This is a genomic window from Saccharopolyspora hattusasensis (genome assembly GCF_050972075.1).
Classification (GTDB): domain Bacteria; phylum Actinomycetota; class Actinomycetes; order Mycobacteriales; family Pseudonocardiaceae; genus Saccharopolyspora; species Saccharopolyspora hattusasensis.
This window is the reverse complement of record NZ_JBPCDC010000001.1, coordinates 3190727-3204697: the sequence shown is the minus strand read 5'-3', so window position 1 is coordinate 3204697 and position 13971 is coordinate 3190727. Positions and strand designations below refer to the sequence as shown.

Sequence of the window (13971 nt, the reverse complement as noted above, 5' to 3'; positions counted from 1 at the left end):
TACCCGGGCACTCGGTGCCGTCGTCGACTACCCGCGGGCTCGGGCCGCGGTGATCAGGGGGCCGAGGTCGGTGTCTTCGGGGAGCGCGTTCACCGGCCACCAGCGGAGGTCGAGGGACTCTTCGCTGCGGGCCGGCTCCGCGCCTTCCGGGGCTCGCACGATGAAGCGCACGTCAAAGTGGCGGGTCGGCTTGCCCAGCGAGCAGGTGATCGGGTGCACGTCCAGGTGCACCGGCTCCGGATCCACGACCAGACCGTCCACACCGGACTCCTCGGTCGCCTCGCGCAACGCGGCACCCGCCAGCGACGTGTCCGCTGGCTCGCAGTGGCCGCCGAGCTGCAACCACCTGCCCACCCGGGGGTGCAGCGTGAGCAGCACGTTCTCGCCCGTGGCGTCGAGCAGTACGGCCGACGCCGTCACGTGGCCCGGCTCGCACGCCCGCAGGCAGGCGTCCTGGCGGGCGTCCAGCAAGGTCAGGAAGGAGTGGCGCAGCGCCTCCTGCTGCGGATCGTCCGCTCGCCACTCATCGAGCACGCGCAGCGCGTCCGCGTGAAGTCCGCTCAAAGCTCCACCAATCCGTCGTCGAGATCCCGCGGCTCCCGGGGGCCGGCGACGGGCTCCGCTGCGTGGCCCACCGCCACCGCGCCCAACGGCTCCCAAGATTCGGGCAGGTCGAGCGAGGCCCGCACGACTTCCGGGCAGAACAGCGTCGAGGACACCCAGCACGAGCCGAGCTCCTCGGCCGCCAGCGCGACCAGCAAGCCCTGCACCGCCGCGCCGCCGGCGACGGTGAACATCTGCAGTTCCGCCTCGGTGCGCTTCGGGTCGGGGTAGTCGTGCGAGCCCACGCGGACCAGGAACGGCAGCACCAGCTCCGGCGCCGCGTAGAGCAGATCGCCGCGCCCGACCCGGCGCTGCGCCGCCTCCTCGGAGAGGCCGTCGGCGCGCAGGTCTTCCAGCCAGGCGGTACGCATCGCGTCGAGCAGTTTCGTCCGAAGTGGACGATCGCGCAGCCAGACGAACCGGACCGGGCGGGTGTGATGCGGCGCGGGCGCGGTCAGCGCGGCACCGACGGCGCGGCGCATCGCGTCGGCGTCCACGGGGGTGTCGGCGAACGAACGCACCGAGCGGCGCAGCAGCACCGCCTCGCGGCGACCCTGCGCCAGCGCTTCCGCCGTGCCCATCCGGAACAGGTCTTCTTCGACGGGACGCACCAGGTCGCGGGCGCTCGACCCGTCGTCGGTGGTGGTCATCCCGCGCACCACGGCGACCGGGACCGCCCCCAGCTTGCCTTTGACCAGGTCGGCCGCCCCGGCGATCTCGTCGGCCACCGCGACCTCGGTAACCGCCAGCTCGTTGCCCTGCGAATCGGTGGCGCCCGCGTAGCGGTGCAGCACGCGCAGACCGGCGGCGCCGATCGCCACATCGGTCTGCCCGACCCGCCAGGCGCGGCCCATCGTGTCGGTCACCACGACCGCGACCTGCACGCCGAGGCGCTCGGCGAGCCCGGCCCGCAGCTTGCGCGCGGACGCATCCGGGTCGTCCGGCAGCAGCGCGATCTGGTCCAGCGCGACGTTCGAGGCGTCGACGCCCGAGGCCGCCTGCACGATGCCGAGCTTGTTCTGGGTGATCATGAACCGCTCGCGGCGCGCCAGCACGTGGGTGGCCTCGGCCAGCACCAGTTCGCGGCGCAGCTTGTCGCGCAGTTCCGGGTCGCGGGGCGTGGACACCATCCGGCCCTCGACCTTCGACACCACCTTGCTGGTGACCACCACGACGTCGCCGTCGCTGAGCCAGGGCGCGGCGGCCGCGATCGACGCGGCCAGGTCGTCGCCCGGTCCGAACTCGGGCAGCCCGCCCACCGCGAACAGCTGCAACCCGCCCGCGGCCGCGTGATCCTTCATCGCCCCTCCCGGGCAAGGTCGAATGCCGCCTGCGCCATCGCGGCGGTGGCGTCCACATCGGACATCAACAGCGGCACCGCGCGAACCCGAACCCCGGGGACGTCGGCCTCGTCGCCGGTGTGCACCAACCAGCCGTCCAGGATGCCCTCGTCGTCCTGCCGGGAGCCATAGTGCCGACCGACTGCCTCGGCGGAGCTGTCCACCCCGATCGCGGTCAGGCACGCGTCCGCCATGCCCCGCAGCGGCCGACCGCCGATGATCGGCGACAGCCCCACCACCGGAGCGGAGGTCTCCCGCAGCGCGGTGCGGAAGCCCGGCACCGCGAGCAGCGTTCCGATGCTGACCACCGGGTTCGACGGCGCCAGCAGCACGACGTCCGCCTGCGCGATCGCGTCCAGCACGGCCGGCGTCGGCTTCGCCTCGTCCGCTCCCACCGGCACGATCGCGTGCGCTTCCGGCTCCGCGCGGTAGCGAACCCACCACTCCTGGAAGTGCACCGCCCGCTGGTCGCCGTGGTCGGGGACGTCGATCGCGACGTGCGTCTCGACCCGCTCGTCGGTGACCGGCAGCAACCGGACCCCGGGCCGCCAGCGGTCGCACAGCGCCTCGGTCACCGCCGACAGCGAGTAGCCCGCGCGCAACATCCGGGACCGCACCAGGTGGGTGGCGATGTCGCGGTCGCCGAGCCCGAACCAGGTCGGCTCGGCTCCGTAGGCCGCCAGCTCCTCCTTGACCGACCAGGTTTCGTCGACCCGGCCCCAGCCCTTCTCGGTGTCGATGCCGTCGCCGAGGGTGTACATGCAGGTGTCGAGGTCCGGGCAGACTCGCAGCCCGTGCATCCACGCGTCGTCGCCCACGTTGACCACCGCGGTGACCTCGTGCTCGGACTCCTGCTGCGGTTCGCCGATCGCGGGCAAGCCCAACGCCGCTTTGACCCCGAGCAGGAACCGCGCGCCGCCGACCCCGCCGACCAGAACTACGACCTTCACGGCCCCGATCCTCGCACGCCCGCCGCCGTGAGTGCTTTTGGGCGCTACGGCACCCGAAAGCGCTCACGGCCAGTCAGGCGGACGATCACAGGAAACCGAAGATGCTGCGGAAAATCCCTTGGCCCAAGAAGGCCTGGAGCGCGTCGCCGCCGGCGAGGCCGAACACGAAGTAGGCGAGCCCGAAGAACGCCCTGCCGACGAACGGCACCCCGATCAGCAGCAGGAACAGCACCAGCGGCGCCCACGGCCGCGCCTTCTCCCCGAACCGGCGGGCCGGACCGGACAGCCACGGCTCGATTGCGCCGTACCCGTCCAGGCCGGGGATCGGCAGGATGTTCAGCACGAACGCGATCACCTGCAGGAAGGCCAGGTAGGACAGGCCCGCCGACAAGGCAGTCGGCATTGTCGGCACGACGGCCACGGCGATCGAGATCAGCAGGCCCAGCACCAGGTTCGTCAGCGGCCCGGCCAGCGACACCATCGACTCGGTGCGCCGGGACCGCAGCGCGTGGTGGTTGATCCACACCGCGCCGCCCGGCAGCGGGATGCCGCCGAGGGCCACGAACAGCAGCGGCAGCACGATGCTCAGGACCGGGTCGGTGTAGCGCCGGGGGTCCAGCGTCAGGTAGCCCTTCGCGCGTACCGACCAGTCGCCGCCGCGGAATGCGATGATCGCGTGGCCGAATTCGTGCAGGCACAACGAGGTCGCCCAGCCGCCGAGCACGATCAGCACCACGCCGCCGACCTGGGCGGCGTTGTTCTCCAGCGTGGCGAGCACGCCGCCGAGCACGGTCAAGCCGACGAGGCCGAGGAACAGGGGGCTTACGCGCAGAGCGGATTTGGTCACGCCCTCCAGTGTCCACGAACGACTCGGTGGCCGTCCGGGCTTGTGCCCCGGCGAAGATGATGTCCGGGTGGTATTCATGATCGTGGGGGCTTGGCGGTGCGGCACAAGGAGTACCGGCGATCCGCCGAATTGAGCTCATCCCCGAGGCGGAGAGGGATGTCCCCCTACGGAAGGTCTCCGCTTGACCGCAAGGAGCTACACGGGTGTAATCACAGCAGTGTCATTCGTCGCTGAAATGATCGTTTCTCGGGTGGAAGCCGGTTGGATCGTTGTGGCGGCGGCCGATCGGGTGCGGGAGACCCGGTCGGGTACCGGTCGATCGAGGCGCCGCCGGCGGTGAGAGGCAGGCAGCGCGGCCGATCGGCGACGGCACCGCCGCCGTCGAAGCGCGGAGTCCCCGCAGCGGGGACCGGCGACCTGCGAGCAGGAGTGCGTCCTGTTCCGGCCCTGGGGAGGGCCGGTGGGAACGGGAGAAATCGGGGGACCAACGATGTGGGAATCAGGAGATGGCCGCCTCGCGGAGCGTGGGGACGCCACCGCGGTGGAACTCGACGTCCTGGCCGAGCTGTTCGAGGCGACGGACGAAGAACAGGAATGGCAGGAGCGTGCGTTGTGCGCGCAAACCGATCCGGAGGCGTTCTTCCCGGAGAAGGGCGGCTCGACCCGGGAGGCAAAGCGCATCTGCGCGGGCTGCGAAGTTCGCTCCGAATGCCTGGAGTACGCGCTGCAGCACGATGAGCGCTTCGGCATCTGGGGCGGACTGTCCGAAAGGGAACGCCGGAAGCTCAAGCGCAGCGCGGTCTGACCGGTCGGGCCTCGCCGGCCGCGGTTCCGCTGCGACCACCAGCGAAAGCCCACCCCGTGAACGCTGTTTCATCCGGGGGTTTCTTCCGCTCCTGGTGCATTACCGTTGCGCGGTAGTGGATCAGTTAGCGGGAGGGCAATTTGGTCGCGCCGGTGCTGGCGGTGTTGGTCTGTCACGACGGGGAGACTTGGCTGCCGGAGGTCTTCACGGCGCTGGGCGACCTGACGGAACGACCGCGGCACGTGGTGGCCGTCGACACCGGCTCGAACGACCGCACCCCGGAACTGCTCGCGCGAGCGCGCACGGATCGCGTCGTCGACGACGTGCTCACGATGCCGCGCGAAACCCGGTTCGGCGCCGCCGTCGCGGAAGCATTGGCGCACGCGACGAAGAGCTGGGCCGATCCGGGGCGCTGGTTGTGGCTGTTGCACGACGATTCCGCACCCGAGCCTGAGTGCCTGGAGCATTTGCTGCGCGCTGCCGGGGAAGATTCGTCCGCCGCGCTGCTCGGCCCGCTCGGGTTGGACTGGGCGGATCCCCGGCTGGTGGTGGATGCGGGCCTGAGCACCGATGCTTCCGGGCATCGGCAGACCGGCATCGGACGGTCCGAACTGGACCCCGAGCTGGTCGGCGGCGCGCCACCGGCGTCCGGTGCGCTGGCGGTGGCGACGGCCGGTGCGCTGGTGCGACGCGATGTCTTCGAGCAGCTCAACGGCTTCGACCTCGATCTCGCCGACAACGTGGACATCGACCTGGGTTGGCGGATCAACCTGGACGGGCACGGCGTCCGGTGGGCTCCCGCCGCGCGGATGCGGCATGCGGTCGCGAGGCGCAGTCCCCGGGCCGGGGAACGCGCCGACCAGGTCCGCACGTTCCTGGTCAACGCTCCGATGGGGGCGTTCTTGCTCGGCCTGCCGCGACTGTTCCTCCTGACGTTGTTGCGGATGTGCGGTTTCGCGGCTCTGCGGCGGTGGAGCGAGTCGGGCGCCGAGCTCGCGATGTTGCGCGGATTGCTCGGCGGGCGGCTGAACCTGCTGGCAGGAAGGGCTGCGCGCGCCGGGACGATCTCCATCCGGCACGGCGTCCGCGGCCTGTTCACGAGTCGGTTGGCGCGGCTTCGGAATTGGGCGCGCGCCGGGTTCGAGGGTTTGGTACGCGAGCGGGTGCGGCGGGATCTGGCCTTGGGGCGGGAACCGGAAGGCTGGCGGATCAAGGCCGTTCCAGAAGGGCCGCCGCAGATGGCGAAGCCAGGGCGGCCGGGCCTGGTCGTGGTGCCGGTGCCGGAGACAGGGGGGCCGAAGCCGTCGCCGTCGAAGCGGGACGCGGCGCGGCCGGATCTGCTGGTCGTTCCGGTCGACCGCTGGCGGGTGCTGCGCGAGCTGTTGCTGACGCCGCCCGTGGTGCTCGCGGTCCTGCTGGCGGTATTCGCCTTGTTGACCAATGGATTGCTCGCGGACCGGTTCGGGGCCGGCCTGCAAGGCGGCAGGCTGCTACCGGTGGCAGATCTGGCGACCACGTGGCGCGACTACCTGGCGGCCTGGCATCCGGTCAACGGTGGCACCGGCGCGCCAGCGTCCCCGTCGTTGCTGGTGCTCGCGTTGATCGGCACCGTCCTAGGTGGACCGTCGGTAGTGGTGTCGATCCTGCTGCTATCCGGTGCTCCGCTCGCGGGGTTGAGCGCTTACCTGGCGACACGCGCGCTTCCGGTGTCCCGACTGCGGCGAGCCCTCGCCGCCGGTGCTTACGCCTTGCTGCCCGCGGCGTCGCTTTCCGCTGGGCAAGGGCGTTTGGACGTGGTGGTCGCGCACATTCTGGTGCCGTTGCTGCTGGCCGGGATCGCCTCGGTGGTCGGGCGGTCCGACCGGCATTGGTTGGGGACGGCGTGCCTGACCGCATTGGGCCTCGCGGCGTTGGGTGCGTTCGCGCCGCTGCTGCACATCGCGTTGGTCGTGTTCGCCCTGCTGACTTTCGTCGTGTTGCCCAGCGAAGGGCAGCGTGATCGACGCCGGCTGGCCGGGCTGGTGGCGGTGGCGCTGTTGTCCGTCGCGTGCCTGCTGCCGTGGCCTTCCGTCCTGCTGCGCAACCCGAAGATGGCGTTGCACGGGATCGGTGCGCGGGTCACCGAAGATCCGGCCGGGGCCTGGCTGTTGGCGTTGAGCCCGGACGGATCACCGACGAGCCTGGTCGGCGCGTTGTTCGTCCTCGCCGCGGTCGTCGCGCTGGTCACGGCCTGGTCCCCGCGGATGCTGCCGGGTGCGGCCGTCGCGATCTTCGGTTGGGCGCTGGCGGCTTCGGTGGACAATGTCCCCGCTCAACCGATCATCGGCGGCGTGAGCACGATTGGCTGGACCGGTGGACCGCTGGTGATCGTCGCGGCCGGGTGCGGCTGGATCGTGCTGGTGGCCCGAAAGCCGCGCGTGCCAGCCAAGATCCTGCTGCCGGTGCTGGTCATCGGCCTGCTTGGCCTGGCGATCAGCGCCGCGTTCGCCACGATCGGGGGGCCGATGCGCGTTCAGCAGAACACCACCGCGGATCTGCCAGGTTCGCTGCTGATCCTCGATCCCGGGCCGCAACCCGCAAGGCTCGTGGACGGCACTGGGCCCCGCTTCGGCGACGACGACCTCGCGTCGGTCGGCACGGCCGTCGACTGGCTCCGCCAGGTCGACGACGACCTGCAGTCCGGCAACGCCGCGCGGGTGCGCGGCGCGCTCGCGGCCACGGCGGCTCGCGGCACCGGGTTCATCGCGGTTCCGGCCGACTCCCGGATCCCGGAGCTTTCCGGAGGCCTGGCCACCGAGCACGAGCGACTGCCCGACGGACGGCGCGTCCTGCAGTTGCAGATGCCGAACAGCCAGGTGGAGCTGCTCGGGCCGGACCTCGCGCGGCAGGCGCGAACCGAGCCTGCCCCGACACCAGAGGCGAGGCCGTTGCCGGTCGCCGCCGAGCTGCCGCTGTTCACGGTCCGGGTGTCCGAGGGCGGTGCCGGTCGGGCGCTGGTCCTCGGCGCGGAGAACGAGCCCGGCTGGTACGCCCGGATCGACGGTCGGCCGTTCCCGCTGGCCACCGCCTGGGGCCACCAGGTGGCGATCCCGCTGCCGGGGAACGCGGCCAAAGTCCAGGTCGGCTACGCCGGGACCCCCCGCACGGCGCTGCTGGGCCTGCAGTTGGCGTTCATCCTGTTCACCCTCATCGCGGCGCTCCCCGAACGCCGCCGGACTCGATCCGGAAACACCTGACGCGCGGAGGATTCCCGTTTTCGCCTGAACTCGGCGTTCTGATGTGGCAGCGCCCGCTCCGATTCCGCCTGCTGCCCGGAGGTTTCGGCTCGTGTCAGACGGCGGCGCGCTCGTCGGTGCCCGGGATCTTGGCCGTCCTGAGCGCGATTCGGTGCTCGAGGTCCCCCGCCACACCTGCACCATGTGCAGCCGCTCCTCGCTCTCCCCGGCCTTGCGGGCGTCGGAGGTGTGCATGTGCAGGCAGTACGCGCAGCCGTTGAGCTGGGACGCGCGGATCTGGACGAGTTCGACCAGCTCGGGGTCGAGTCCTTCCCGCGCCGCGGTCGAACCCGATCAAGGCCTTGAACGCCTTCGGCGCGGACTTCGCGAAGTTGAGGCGCTTCGTGTCGTTGTTCGCCATGGTCATCACGCTAGGACAGAATCGACCCGCCGTAGAGTGCATTTCCGTGTCAGATTCCTGGGTCAATTCGGCCGAGCGGACCGGCAGCGACCTGCACCTGGACCTCTCGGGCCCGGGGAGCCGCAGGGTGGTGCTGATGACCGCCCTGCGCGAGGCGATCCGATCCGGGCGGCTGGCCCCGGGCACCCGCCTGCCGCCGTACCGCTCGCTGGCCGTAGACCTCGGACTCGCCCGCAACACGGTCGCCAGCGCCTACGCCGAGCTTGTCGCCGAGGGCTGGCTGACCGCGCGGCAGGGCTCGGGCACCCTCGTCGCGCAGCGCACCGAGTCCCGCACACCGATCCGCGCGGTTAAGAAGGCGCGCAGCATCACCACTCCGGTCCACGACCTGCGCCAGGGCCAGCCGGACGCCGCATCGTTCCCGCGCACCGCTTGGCTCGCCGCAGCCCGGCGTGCCATCAACATCGCGCCGAACGAGGCCTTCGGTCCAGGCGACCCGCGGGGCAGGCCTGAGCTGCGGAGAGCGCTGTCCGACTACCTGTCGCGGGCTCGCGGCGTGCGGGCTCGGCCGGACCAGATCGTGATCTGCTCCGGCTTCGCCCACGCCCTGCGCCTGCTGTTCCCGGGTGTCCAGCGCGGCCCCCTCGCCGTGGAGTCCTACGGCCTCGCCTTCCACCGCCAACTGCTGCACCGGGCGTCGGTCCGGACCGTCCCGCTCGAACTCGACGAACACGGTCCCCGGGTCGAGGAACTGGCATCCCGGAAAGAGGTGCGGGCGGTGCTGCTGACGCCCGCGCACCAGTTCCCGACCGGCGGCCCGCTGCACCCGACGAGGAGAGCCGCCGTCGTCGACTGGGCCAGGTCCCGCGACGGGCTGGTCCTGGAGGACGACTACGACGGCGAGTTCCGCTACGACCGCGAACCGGTGGGCGCGGTGCAGGGAGGGCTGGGCCAGCGTCCTCGACCAGCTGACCCTCGCCGACTTCGTCGACTCCGGGCAGTACGACCGCCACGTCCGCCGCATGCGGCAGCGCTACCGCCGCCGCCGCGACCAGCTCGTCGCGAAGCTCCTCGAACGTGCTCCGCACGTCTCTGCGACCGGCGTCGCCGCTGGCTTGCACGCCGTGCTCCGCATGCCGCCGGGCTCCGAGCGCTCCGCTGTCGCGGCCGCGGCGCGGCTGGGCGTCGCCCTCGACGGGCTCGCCGCCTTCCGCCACCCGGACGCCACGATGCCTGCGATGGACGGCCTGGTCGTCGGCTACGCCACGCCGCCCGAGCACGCCTACGCCGCAGCGCTGGACGCGCTGGCGGCAGCGTTGAGCGGCAGCTGAGGCCGCCAACATGCCCCGCTAGGAGGCTGGTGTTTTTCGGGAAGTACCCGGCAGGTGCCTCGAACTTCGAGGCTTAGGGTGGACTGATTCGATCGGCGACCGTCTTTCCGACCGTCTACGGCGATCTCAGCCCCGCACGATTTGTCCGGGTCGGTCTTTCGATGAAAATGAGGCCGTTCGACACCAGCCACCTAGGCGCCTGTCGGCGAATGCCGTCCGCGCCTTTGGAAGCGGCGTAGCCGCTTGCATTCACCTTGCCAAGACGACCATCGGCGGGTTCTGAGAGGTTTTCTGGCGAGGACGGCCCCTCCGCCGCGTATTGGACATACATCGCGTATTGGACATACATCAGGAGGGGCACCCGCAGTCCAGGGAACCTCTCTCAGGTTCCGCTAAGCGACCACCCACCTAGACCATTCACCAGCAGGCTCTAGGCGCCCATCACCGCCGGGAGTCGCTGGTCACTGGCCTTCGATGACGTCGGGGTCCAGCCCGAGGTAGGTCGCGACCTGCTCGACGAGCACGTCGTGCAGCAGGTCCGCCATGTCCATGCCGTCGCGCGCCCGTGCTTCCAGCGGCCGCCGGTACAGCACGATGCGCGCACGGGTCGGCAGCCCGCGCCGGTCGACGCCCGCCGGGACGAGCCGGGCCAGCGGCACGTTGGCGTCCACCACCACATCGTCGTCCCAGACCAGCTTCTCCGGGGTGGTGCTGGTGATCTCGGGTACCTCGTCGACGGCTACGTCTAGCTGGGTCAGCTCGGCGTGCCAGCGCTGCTCGATCGGTTCGAGGGCCTCCAGCACCAGCGCGTCGAACCGCTGCGAGCGGCTGCGCGACACCGGAACCGAGGACGGGTACAGCGGTCCGCGCAGGCCACGGCCCCGCCGGTCCCGACGGAAGCGGCTTCGACGCCGAGATCCACGTGCGGTCACCACGGGCCGAGGGTACGCCTTCGGCGGTCAAGGTCGGGACAAGCGTCACGGAGGATTCGGTGCCTGTCTCCCAACTGACTCCGCGCGATGCCCCGACGGCAGCAGCGGCCACCCTGTCCAGGCACAACTCGGGATCACGTGGCGGTGTGAAGCCGTTCGACCGGCGGGCCCTCGACCTCCTCCCGCCAGCCCGGAACAACCACTGCGACCCGGACTGTTCGCGCAGAGCAGACAGGCCGGAAACAGTCGCTAGCGGCGCCTATCGCGAGCGGTTTCCGCGTGCCTGCGCCGCACGCCGGAGCGGGGGCGCTATCGTGCGTGTCGTGCGGAGCGTGAGGCGTTGCTCGCGGACCGGGTGTACCAACCCGGCCGTCGCCACGCTCACTTATGCCTACGCGGACTCCACCGCGGTCGTCGGCCCCCTGGCCACCTACGCCGAGCCCCACAGCTACGACCTGTGCGAAGCGCATGCGCTGCGGCTCACCGTGCCGAAGGGCTGGGAGGTCGTGCGGCACGAAGGTGAGTTCGCGCCCCCAGAGCCCTCCGACGACGACCTGACCGCGCTCGCCGAGGCGGTGCGGGAGGCCGGTCGCCCGGACCGGCCGGTCGAGGCCCAGGGCCTCACCCCGGGCGGGAGCCGCCGCGGACACCTGCGGGCGCTGCCCGATCCGATCGACGAATGAATAGATCGTGACGAACGGCTCGCGCGGGCCAAGCTGGCTCCACCGGGCACTCGATCGCCGGTAGGCTTCGGACCACGTCGTCGGACGCGGAACGGGGAGGGTGCAGCGTGCGAGACCTGTCGGGGATCGTCAAGGCATACGACATCCGGGGCGTGGTCGGCGACGGCTTGGACGCCGACGTGGTGCGGGAGATCGGCGCCGCTTTCACCCGGCTCGTAGGTGGCCCTGCGGTGGTCATCGGGCACGACATGCGGGAATCCTCACCGGGGTTGGCCGAGGCGTTCGCCGAAGGCGTCACCGGACAGGGCGTCGACGTGATCAACATCGGCCTGGCTAGCACCGACATGCTGTACTTCGCCTCCGGGCGGCTGGACCTGCCCGGCGCGATGTTCACCGCCAGCCACAACCCGGCCCGTTACAACGGCATCAAGCTGTGCCGTGCCGGGGCCGCCCCGGTCGGTCAGGACAGCGGCCTGTCCGAGATCCAGGAGCTGGTCGCCCACGGCGTGCCGGAGTTCCTGGGCGCGAAGGGCACCGCCACGCAGCGGAACCTGGTCGACGAATACGCCGCCTTCCTGCGCGAACTCGTCGACATCAGCGGTATCCGCCCGCTGAAGGTCGTGGTGGACGCCGGCAACGGGATGGGCGGGCACACGGTCCCGACCGTCTTCGACGGCCTGCCGATCGAGCTCGTGCCGATGTACTTCGAGCTGGACGGAACCTTCCCCCACCACGAGGCCAACCCGCTGGACCCGGCGAACCTGGTCGACCTGCAGGCCAAGGTCCGCGAGGTCGCCGCCGACGCCGGGCTGGCCTTCGACGGCGACGCCGACCGCTGCTTCGTGGTCGACGAGCGCGCCGAACCGGTCTCGCCGAGCGCGATCACCGCGCTGGTCGCCGTCCAGGAACTGGCCAAGGAACCCGGCGGGACAATCATCCACAACCTGATCACCTCCAAGGTCGTGCCCGAGATCGTCGCCGAGCACGGCGGCAGGCCGGTGCGGACCCGCGTCGGGCACTCGTTCATCAAGCAGACGATGGCCGAGACCGGGGCGATCTTCGGTGGGGAGCACTCCGCCCACTACTACTTCCGCGACTTCTGGCGCGCCGACTCCGGCATGCTCGCCGCGCTGCACGTGCTCGCCGCGCTCGGCGGCCAGGACAAGCCGCTATCGGAGCTGATGGCCGACTACTCGCGGTACGCCGCCTCCGGCGAGATTAACTCCACGGTCGACGACCAGCAGGGCCGGATGCGCGCCGTGGCGACGGCCTTCGGTGACCGCAATGGCGCTCGTGTGGACGAGCTCGACGGGCTTACCGTGGAGCTGTCGGACGGCTCGTGGTTCAACTTGCGCCCGTCCAACACCGAACCGCTGCTCCGGCTCAACGTCGAGGCGAGGGACACTGACACGATGACCGCGCTGCGCGATGAGGTGCTGGCGATCGTCCGCGGATGACGTCCTTGCGGTCGGAGTGCGTGCCCGCGAGGTCGGTGCGGGTGAGTTTGGGAGGAAAAGTGGCAGTTGACCTGCAACCGCAGCTGTTGGAGATCCTGGCTTGCCCGTGCCCTGAGCACGCGTCGCTGCGGCCGGGGCTGGGGGAGGACGCGCAGGCCGACTACCTGACCTGCACCTCCTGCGGCCGCGGGTTCCCCGTCCGGGACGGGATTCCGGTGCTGCTGCTGGACGAGGCCGTCGGGGGCCCGGCCCCGGTCGCTGCCGGGGAGGGGTGACGTTCGTGCTGGACGACAGTCTCTTCGACGATCCGGCCAGGCTGGCCGACGTGGACTCCGGTGGCTTGCTGCGGCTCGCCGCCCTCTCTGGAGCGCAGGTTCGAGCCGCGCTGGAGACCGCGAGCGAGGCGCGGCTGGACGACCTCGCCGACGGTCGCCCGCGCGCCGTGGTGCTGTTGGCGCGGCCGGGCGTGGGGCCGGCCGTCTGCAGCCTGCTGGGCGCCCTCGCAGGGCCGCGGTGCCCGGTGCCGATGGTGATCGCCGAAGCCGTCCCGGCATGGGTCGGCGCGTTGGACGTCGTCTTCGCGCACACCGACGACGTCGGCGACGCGGTGCTGGCCGAATCGGTCTCGGTGGCCTGCCGCCGCGGCGCGACGGTCGTGCTCGCGGTCCCGGCGGACGGCCCGGTCGCCGCCGCTGGTGCGGGCCGCGCGAAGGTGCTCCCGCCGCGCATCCCGGTACCGCCGGCGCTGTCGTTCGCACATGTCTTCGCGGCCGGACTCAGCACGCTCGGCGCCCTCGGGCTGCTGCGATTCGACGCCGAACACCTGGCCGACGTGCTCGACCGGGAAGCCGAACGCGCGCACCCGAACCACGAGTCGTTGATCAACCCCGCGAAGTCGCTGGCGTTGCGCCTGGCCGACCGCACCCCGCTGCTCTGGGGCCTCGACCCGGTGTCCACAGCAGTCGCCGCGCACGGCGCGTTCGCACTCGGCTGCCACGCCGGAGTGCCCTGCGAGGTCGCCGACTACCCGCAGGCGGTCACCGAGCGGGCGCTGCACCGAGCCGCTGCGGCGGTCGGATCCGAGGCGGACCTGTTCGCCGACCCCGAGGACGCCCCAGGTGCTCTGCTGCGCGCGTTCCTGGTCAGCTTGCGGCACGACGCACACGGGGAGGCCATCGAACGAGGCGCTGTGCGCGACTTGCCCAGCGCGGACCTCGTCACGCCCGGCGAGTCGGTGAGCGACGACGCCGTGCTGCGGTCCGCGGCGCTGGCCGCCCGGTTCGACCTGGCCGCCGTTTACCTGGGGTTGGCCGCCGGAACCCTGAACGGGCCCGGCTGGCCGGCGTTGGCGATGCACTGAGGGAACGTTCAGGGGATGCCCCGATGC

The 13971-nt window shown here is 71.3% G+C and carries 12 protein-coding genes and 2 pseudogenes; 8 read left to right on the top strand and 6 right to left on the bottom strand.

All coding sequences use genetic code 11. From position 1 onward, the window contains the following. Positions 1–27 precede the first annotated feature (27 nt). From ACRXBZ_RS14490 to ACRXBZ_RS14475, 4 genes are all read right to left on the bottom strand, one after another. Positions 28–564, bottom strand: coding sequence for an NUDIX hydrolase (locus ACRXBZ_RS14490; RefSeq protein WP_168585262.1), 537 nt, complete (start codon positions 562–564; stop codon positions 28–30). Beyond that, the gene (locus ACRXBZ_RS14485; RefSeq protein ID WP_433879569.1) at positions 561–1904 is read right to left on the bottom strand and encodes a coenzyme F420-0:L-glutamate ligase; all 1344 of its coding nucleotides are present in this window, start codon (positions 1902–1904) and stop codon (positions 561–563) included. Before ACRXBZ_RS14485 ends, ACRXBZ_RS14490 begins: the two co-directional genes overlap by 4 nt. Continuing rightward, positions 1901–2893: a 2-phospho-L-lactate transferase gene (gene cofD, locus ACRXBZ_RS14480; protein ID WP_168585260.1), complete on the bottom strand. Its 993-nt coding sequence runs from the start codon at positions 2891–2893 to the stop codon at positions 1901–1903. Before cofD ends, ACRXBZ_RS14485 begins: the two co-directional genes overlap by 4 nt. A gap of 85 nt (positions 2894–2978) precedes the next feature. Then, positions 2979–3740, bottom strand: a complete 762-nt coding sequence (locus ACRXBZ_RS14475) for a site-2 protease family protein (protein ID WP_168585259.1) — start codon at positions 3738–3740, stop codon at positions 2979–2981. Between the two features lie 490 nt (positions 3741–4230). Between ACRXBZ_RS14475 and ACRXBZ_RS14470 the strand changes: the two genes are divergently transcribed. Together ACRXBZ_RS14470 and ACRXBZ_RS14465 are read left to right on the top strand one after the other, a co-directional pair. Further along, complete coding sequence (locus ACRXBZ_RS14470) at positions 4231–4545, top strand: WhiB family transcriptional regulator (RefSeq protein WP_223839945.1); 315 nt, start codon at positions 4231–4233, stop codon at positions 4543–4545. A gap of 140 nt (positions 4546–4685) precedes the next feature. Then, positions 4686–7781: a glycosyltransferase family 2 protein gene (locus tag ACRXBZ_RS14465; RefSeq protein ID WP_433879568.1), complete on the top strand. Its 3096-nt coding sequence runs from the start codon at positions 4686–4688 to the stop codon at positions 7779–7781. A gap of 225 nt (positions 7782–8006) precedes the next feature. Here ACRXBZ_RS14465 and ACRXBZ_RS14460 read toward each other — a convergent pair. Beyond that, positions 8007–8057, bottom strand: a pseudogene (locus tag ACRXBZ_RS14460) (carboxymuconolactone decarboxylase family protein); the annotation flags it as partial. Positions 8058–8179: 122 nt separating this feature from the next. Between ACRXBZ_RS14460 and ACRXBZ_RS14455 the strand changes: the two are divergent. Both ACRXBZ_RS14455 and ACRXBZ_RS14450 read left to right on the top strand, forming a co-directional pair. Beyond that, positions 8180–8434 (top strand): annotated as a pseudogene (locus ACRXBZ_RS14455) (GntR family transcriptional regulator); the annotation flags it as partial. A 769-nt stretch (positions 8435–9203) separates the two neighbouring features. Beyond that, positions 9204–9512 (top strand): hypothetical protein, encoded by a 309-nt coding sequence (locus tag ACRXBZ_RS14450; RefSeq protein ID WP_433884145.1) that lies wholly within the window; start codon positions 9204–9206, stop codon positions 9510–9512. A gap of 461 nt (positions 9513–9973) precedes the next feature. Here the strand turns inward: ACRXBZ_RS14450 and ACRXBZ_RS14445 are convergent, their stop codons facing one another. Further along, positions 9974–10447 (bottom strand): metallopeptidase family protein, encoded by a 474-nt coding sequence (locus tag ACRXBZ_RS14445; RefSeq protein ID WP_168585257.1) that lies wholly within the window; start codon positions 10445–10447, stop codon positions 9974–9976. A gap of 320 nt (positions 10448–10767) precedes the next feature. Between ACRXBZ_RS14445 and ACRXBZ_RS14440 the strand changes: the two genes are divergently transcribed. The 4 genes from ACRXBZ_RS14440 (at position 10768) to ACRXBZ_RS14425 (ending at position 13944) form a co-directional block, all read left to right on the top strand. Continuing rightward, positions 10768–11127: a DUF3499 domain-containing protein gene (locus tag ACRXBZ_RS14440; protein WP_083822372.1), complete on the top strand. Its 360-nt coding sequence runs from the start codon at positions 10768–10770 to the stop codon at positions 11125–11127. Positions 11128–11234: 107 nt separating this feature from the next. After that, the gene (locus ACRXBZ_RS14435; RefSeq protein ID WP_433879567.1) at positions 11235–12584 is read left to right on the top strand and encodes a phosphomannomutase/phosphoglucomutase; all 1350 of its coding nucleotides are present in this window, start codon (positions 11235–11237) and stop codon (positions 12582–12584) included. Positions 12585–12643: 59 nt separating this feature from the next. Then, positions 12644–12859: a Trm112 family protein gene (locus ACRXBZ_RS14430; protein WP_168585255.1), complete on the top strand. Its 216-nt coding sequence runs from the start codon at positions 12644–12646 to the stop codon at positions 12857–12859. 5 nt (positions 12860–12864) lie between these two features. Beyond that, on the top strand, positions 12865–13944 hold the full coding sequence (locus ACRXBZ_RS14425; protein ID WP_433879566.1) for a hypothetical protein: 1080 nt from the start codon (positions 12865–12867) through the stop codon (positions 13942–13944). Positions 13945–13971: the final 27 nt, after the last annotated feature.

Coding starts and splice junctions, on each gene's coding strand:
- ACRXBZ_RS14450 (WP_433884145.1), top strand. CDS start 9,204: ATGCGGCAGCGCTACCGCCGCCGCCGCGACCAGCTCGTCGCGAAGCTC.
- ACRXBZ_RS14470 (WP_223839945.1), top strand. CDS start 4,231: ATGTGGGAATCAGGAGATGGCCGCCTCGCGGAGCGTGGGGACGCCACC.
- ACRXBZ_RS14485 (WP_433879569.1), bottom strand. CDS start 1,904: ATGAAGGATCACGCGGCCGCGGGCGGGTTGCAGCTGTTCGCGGTGGGC.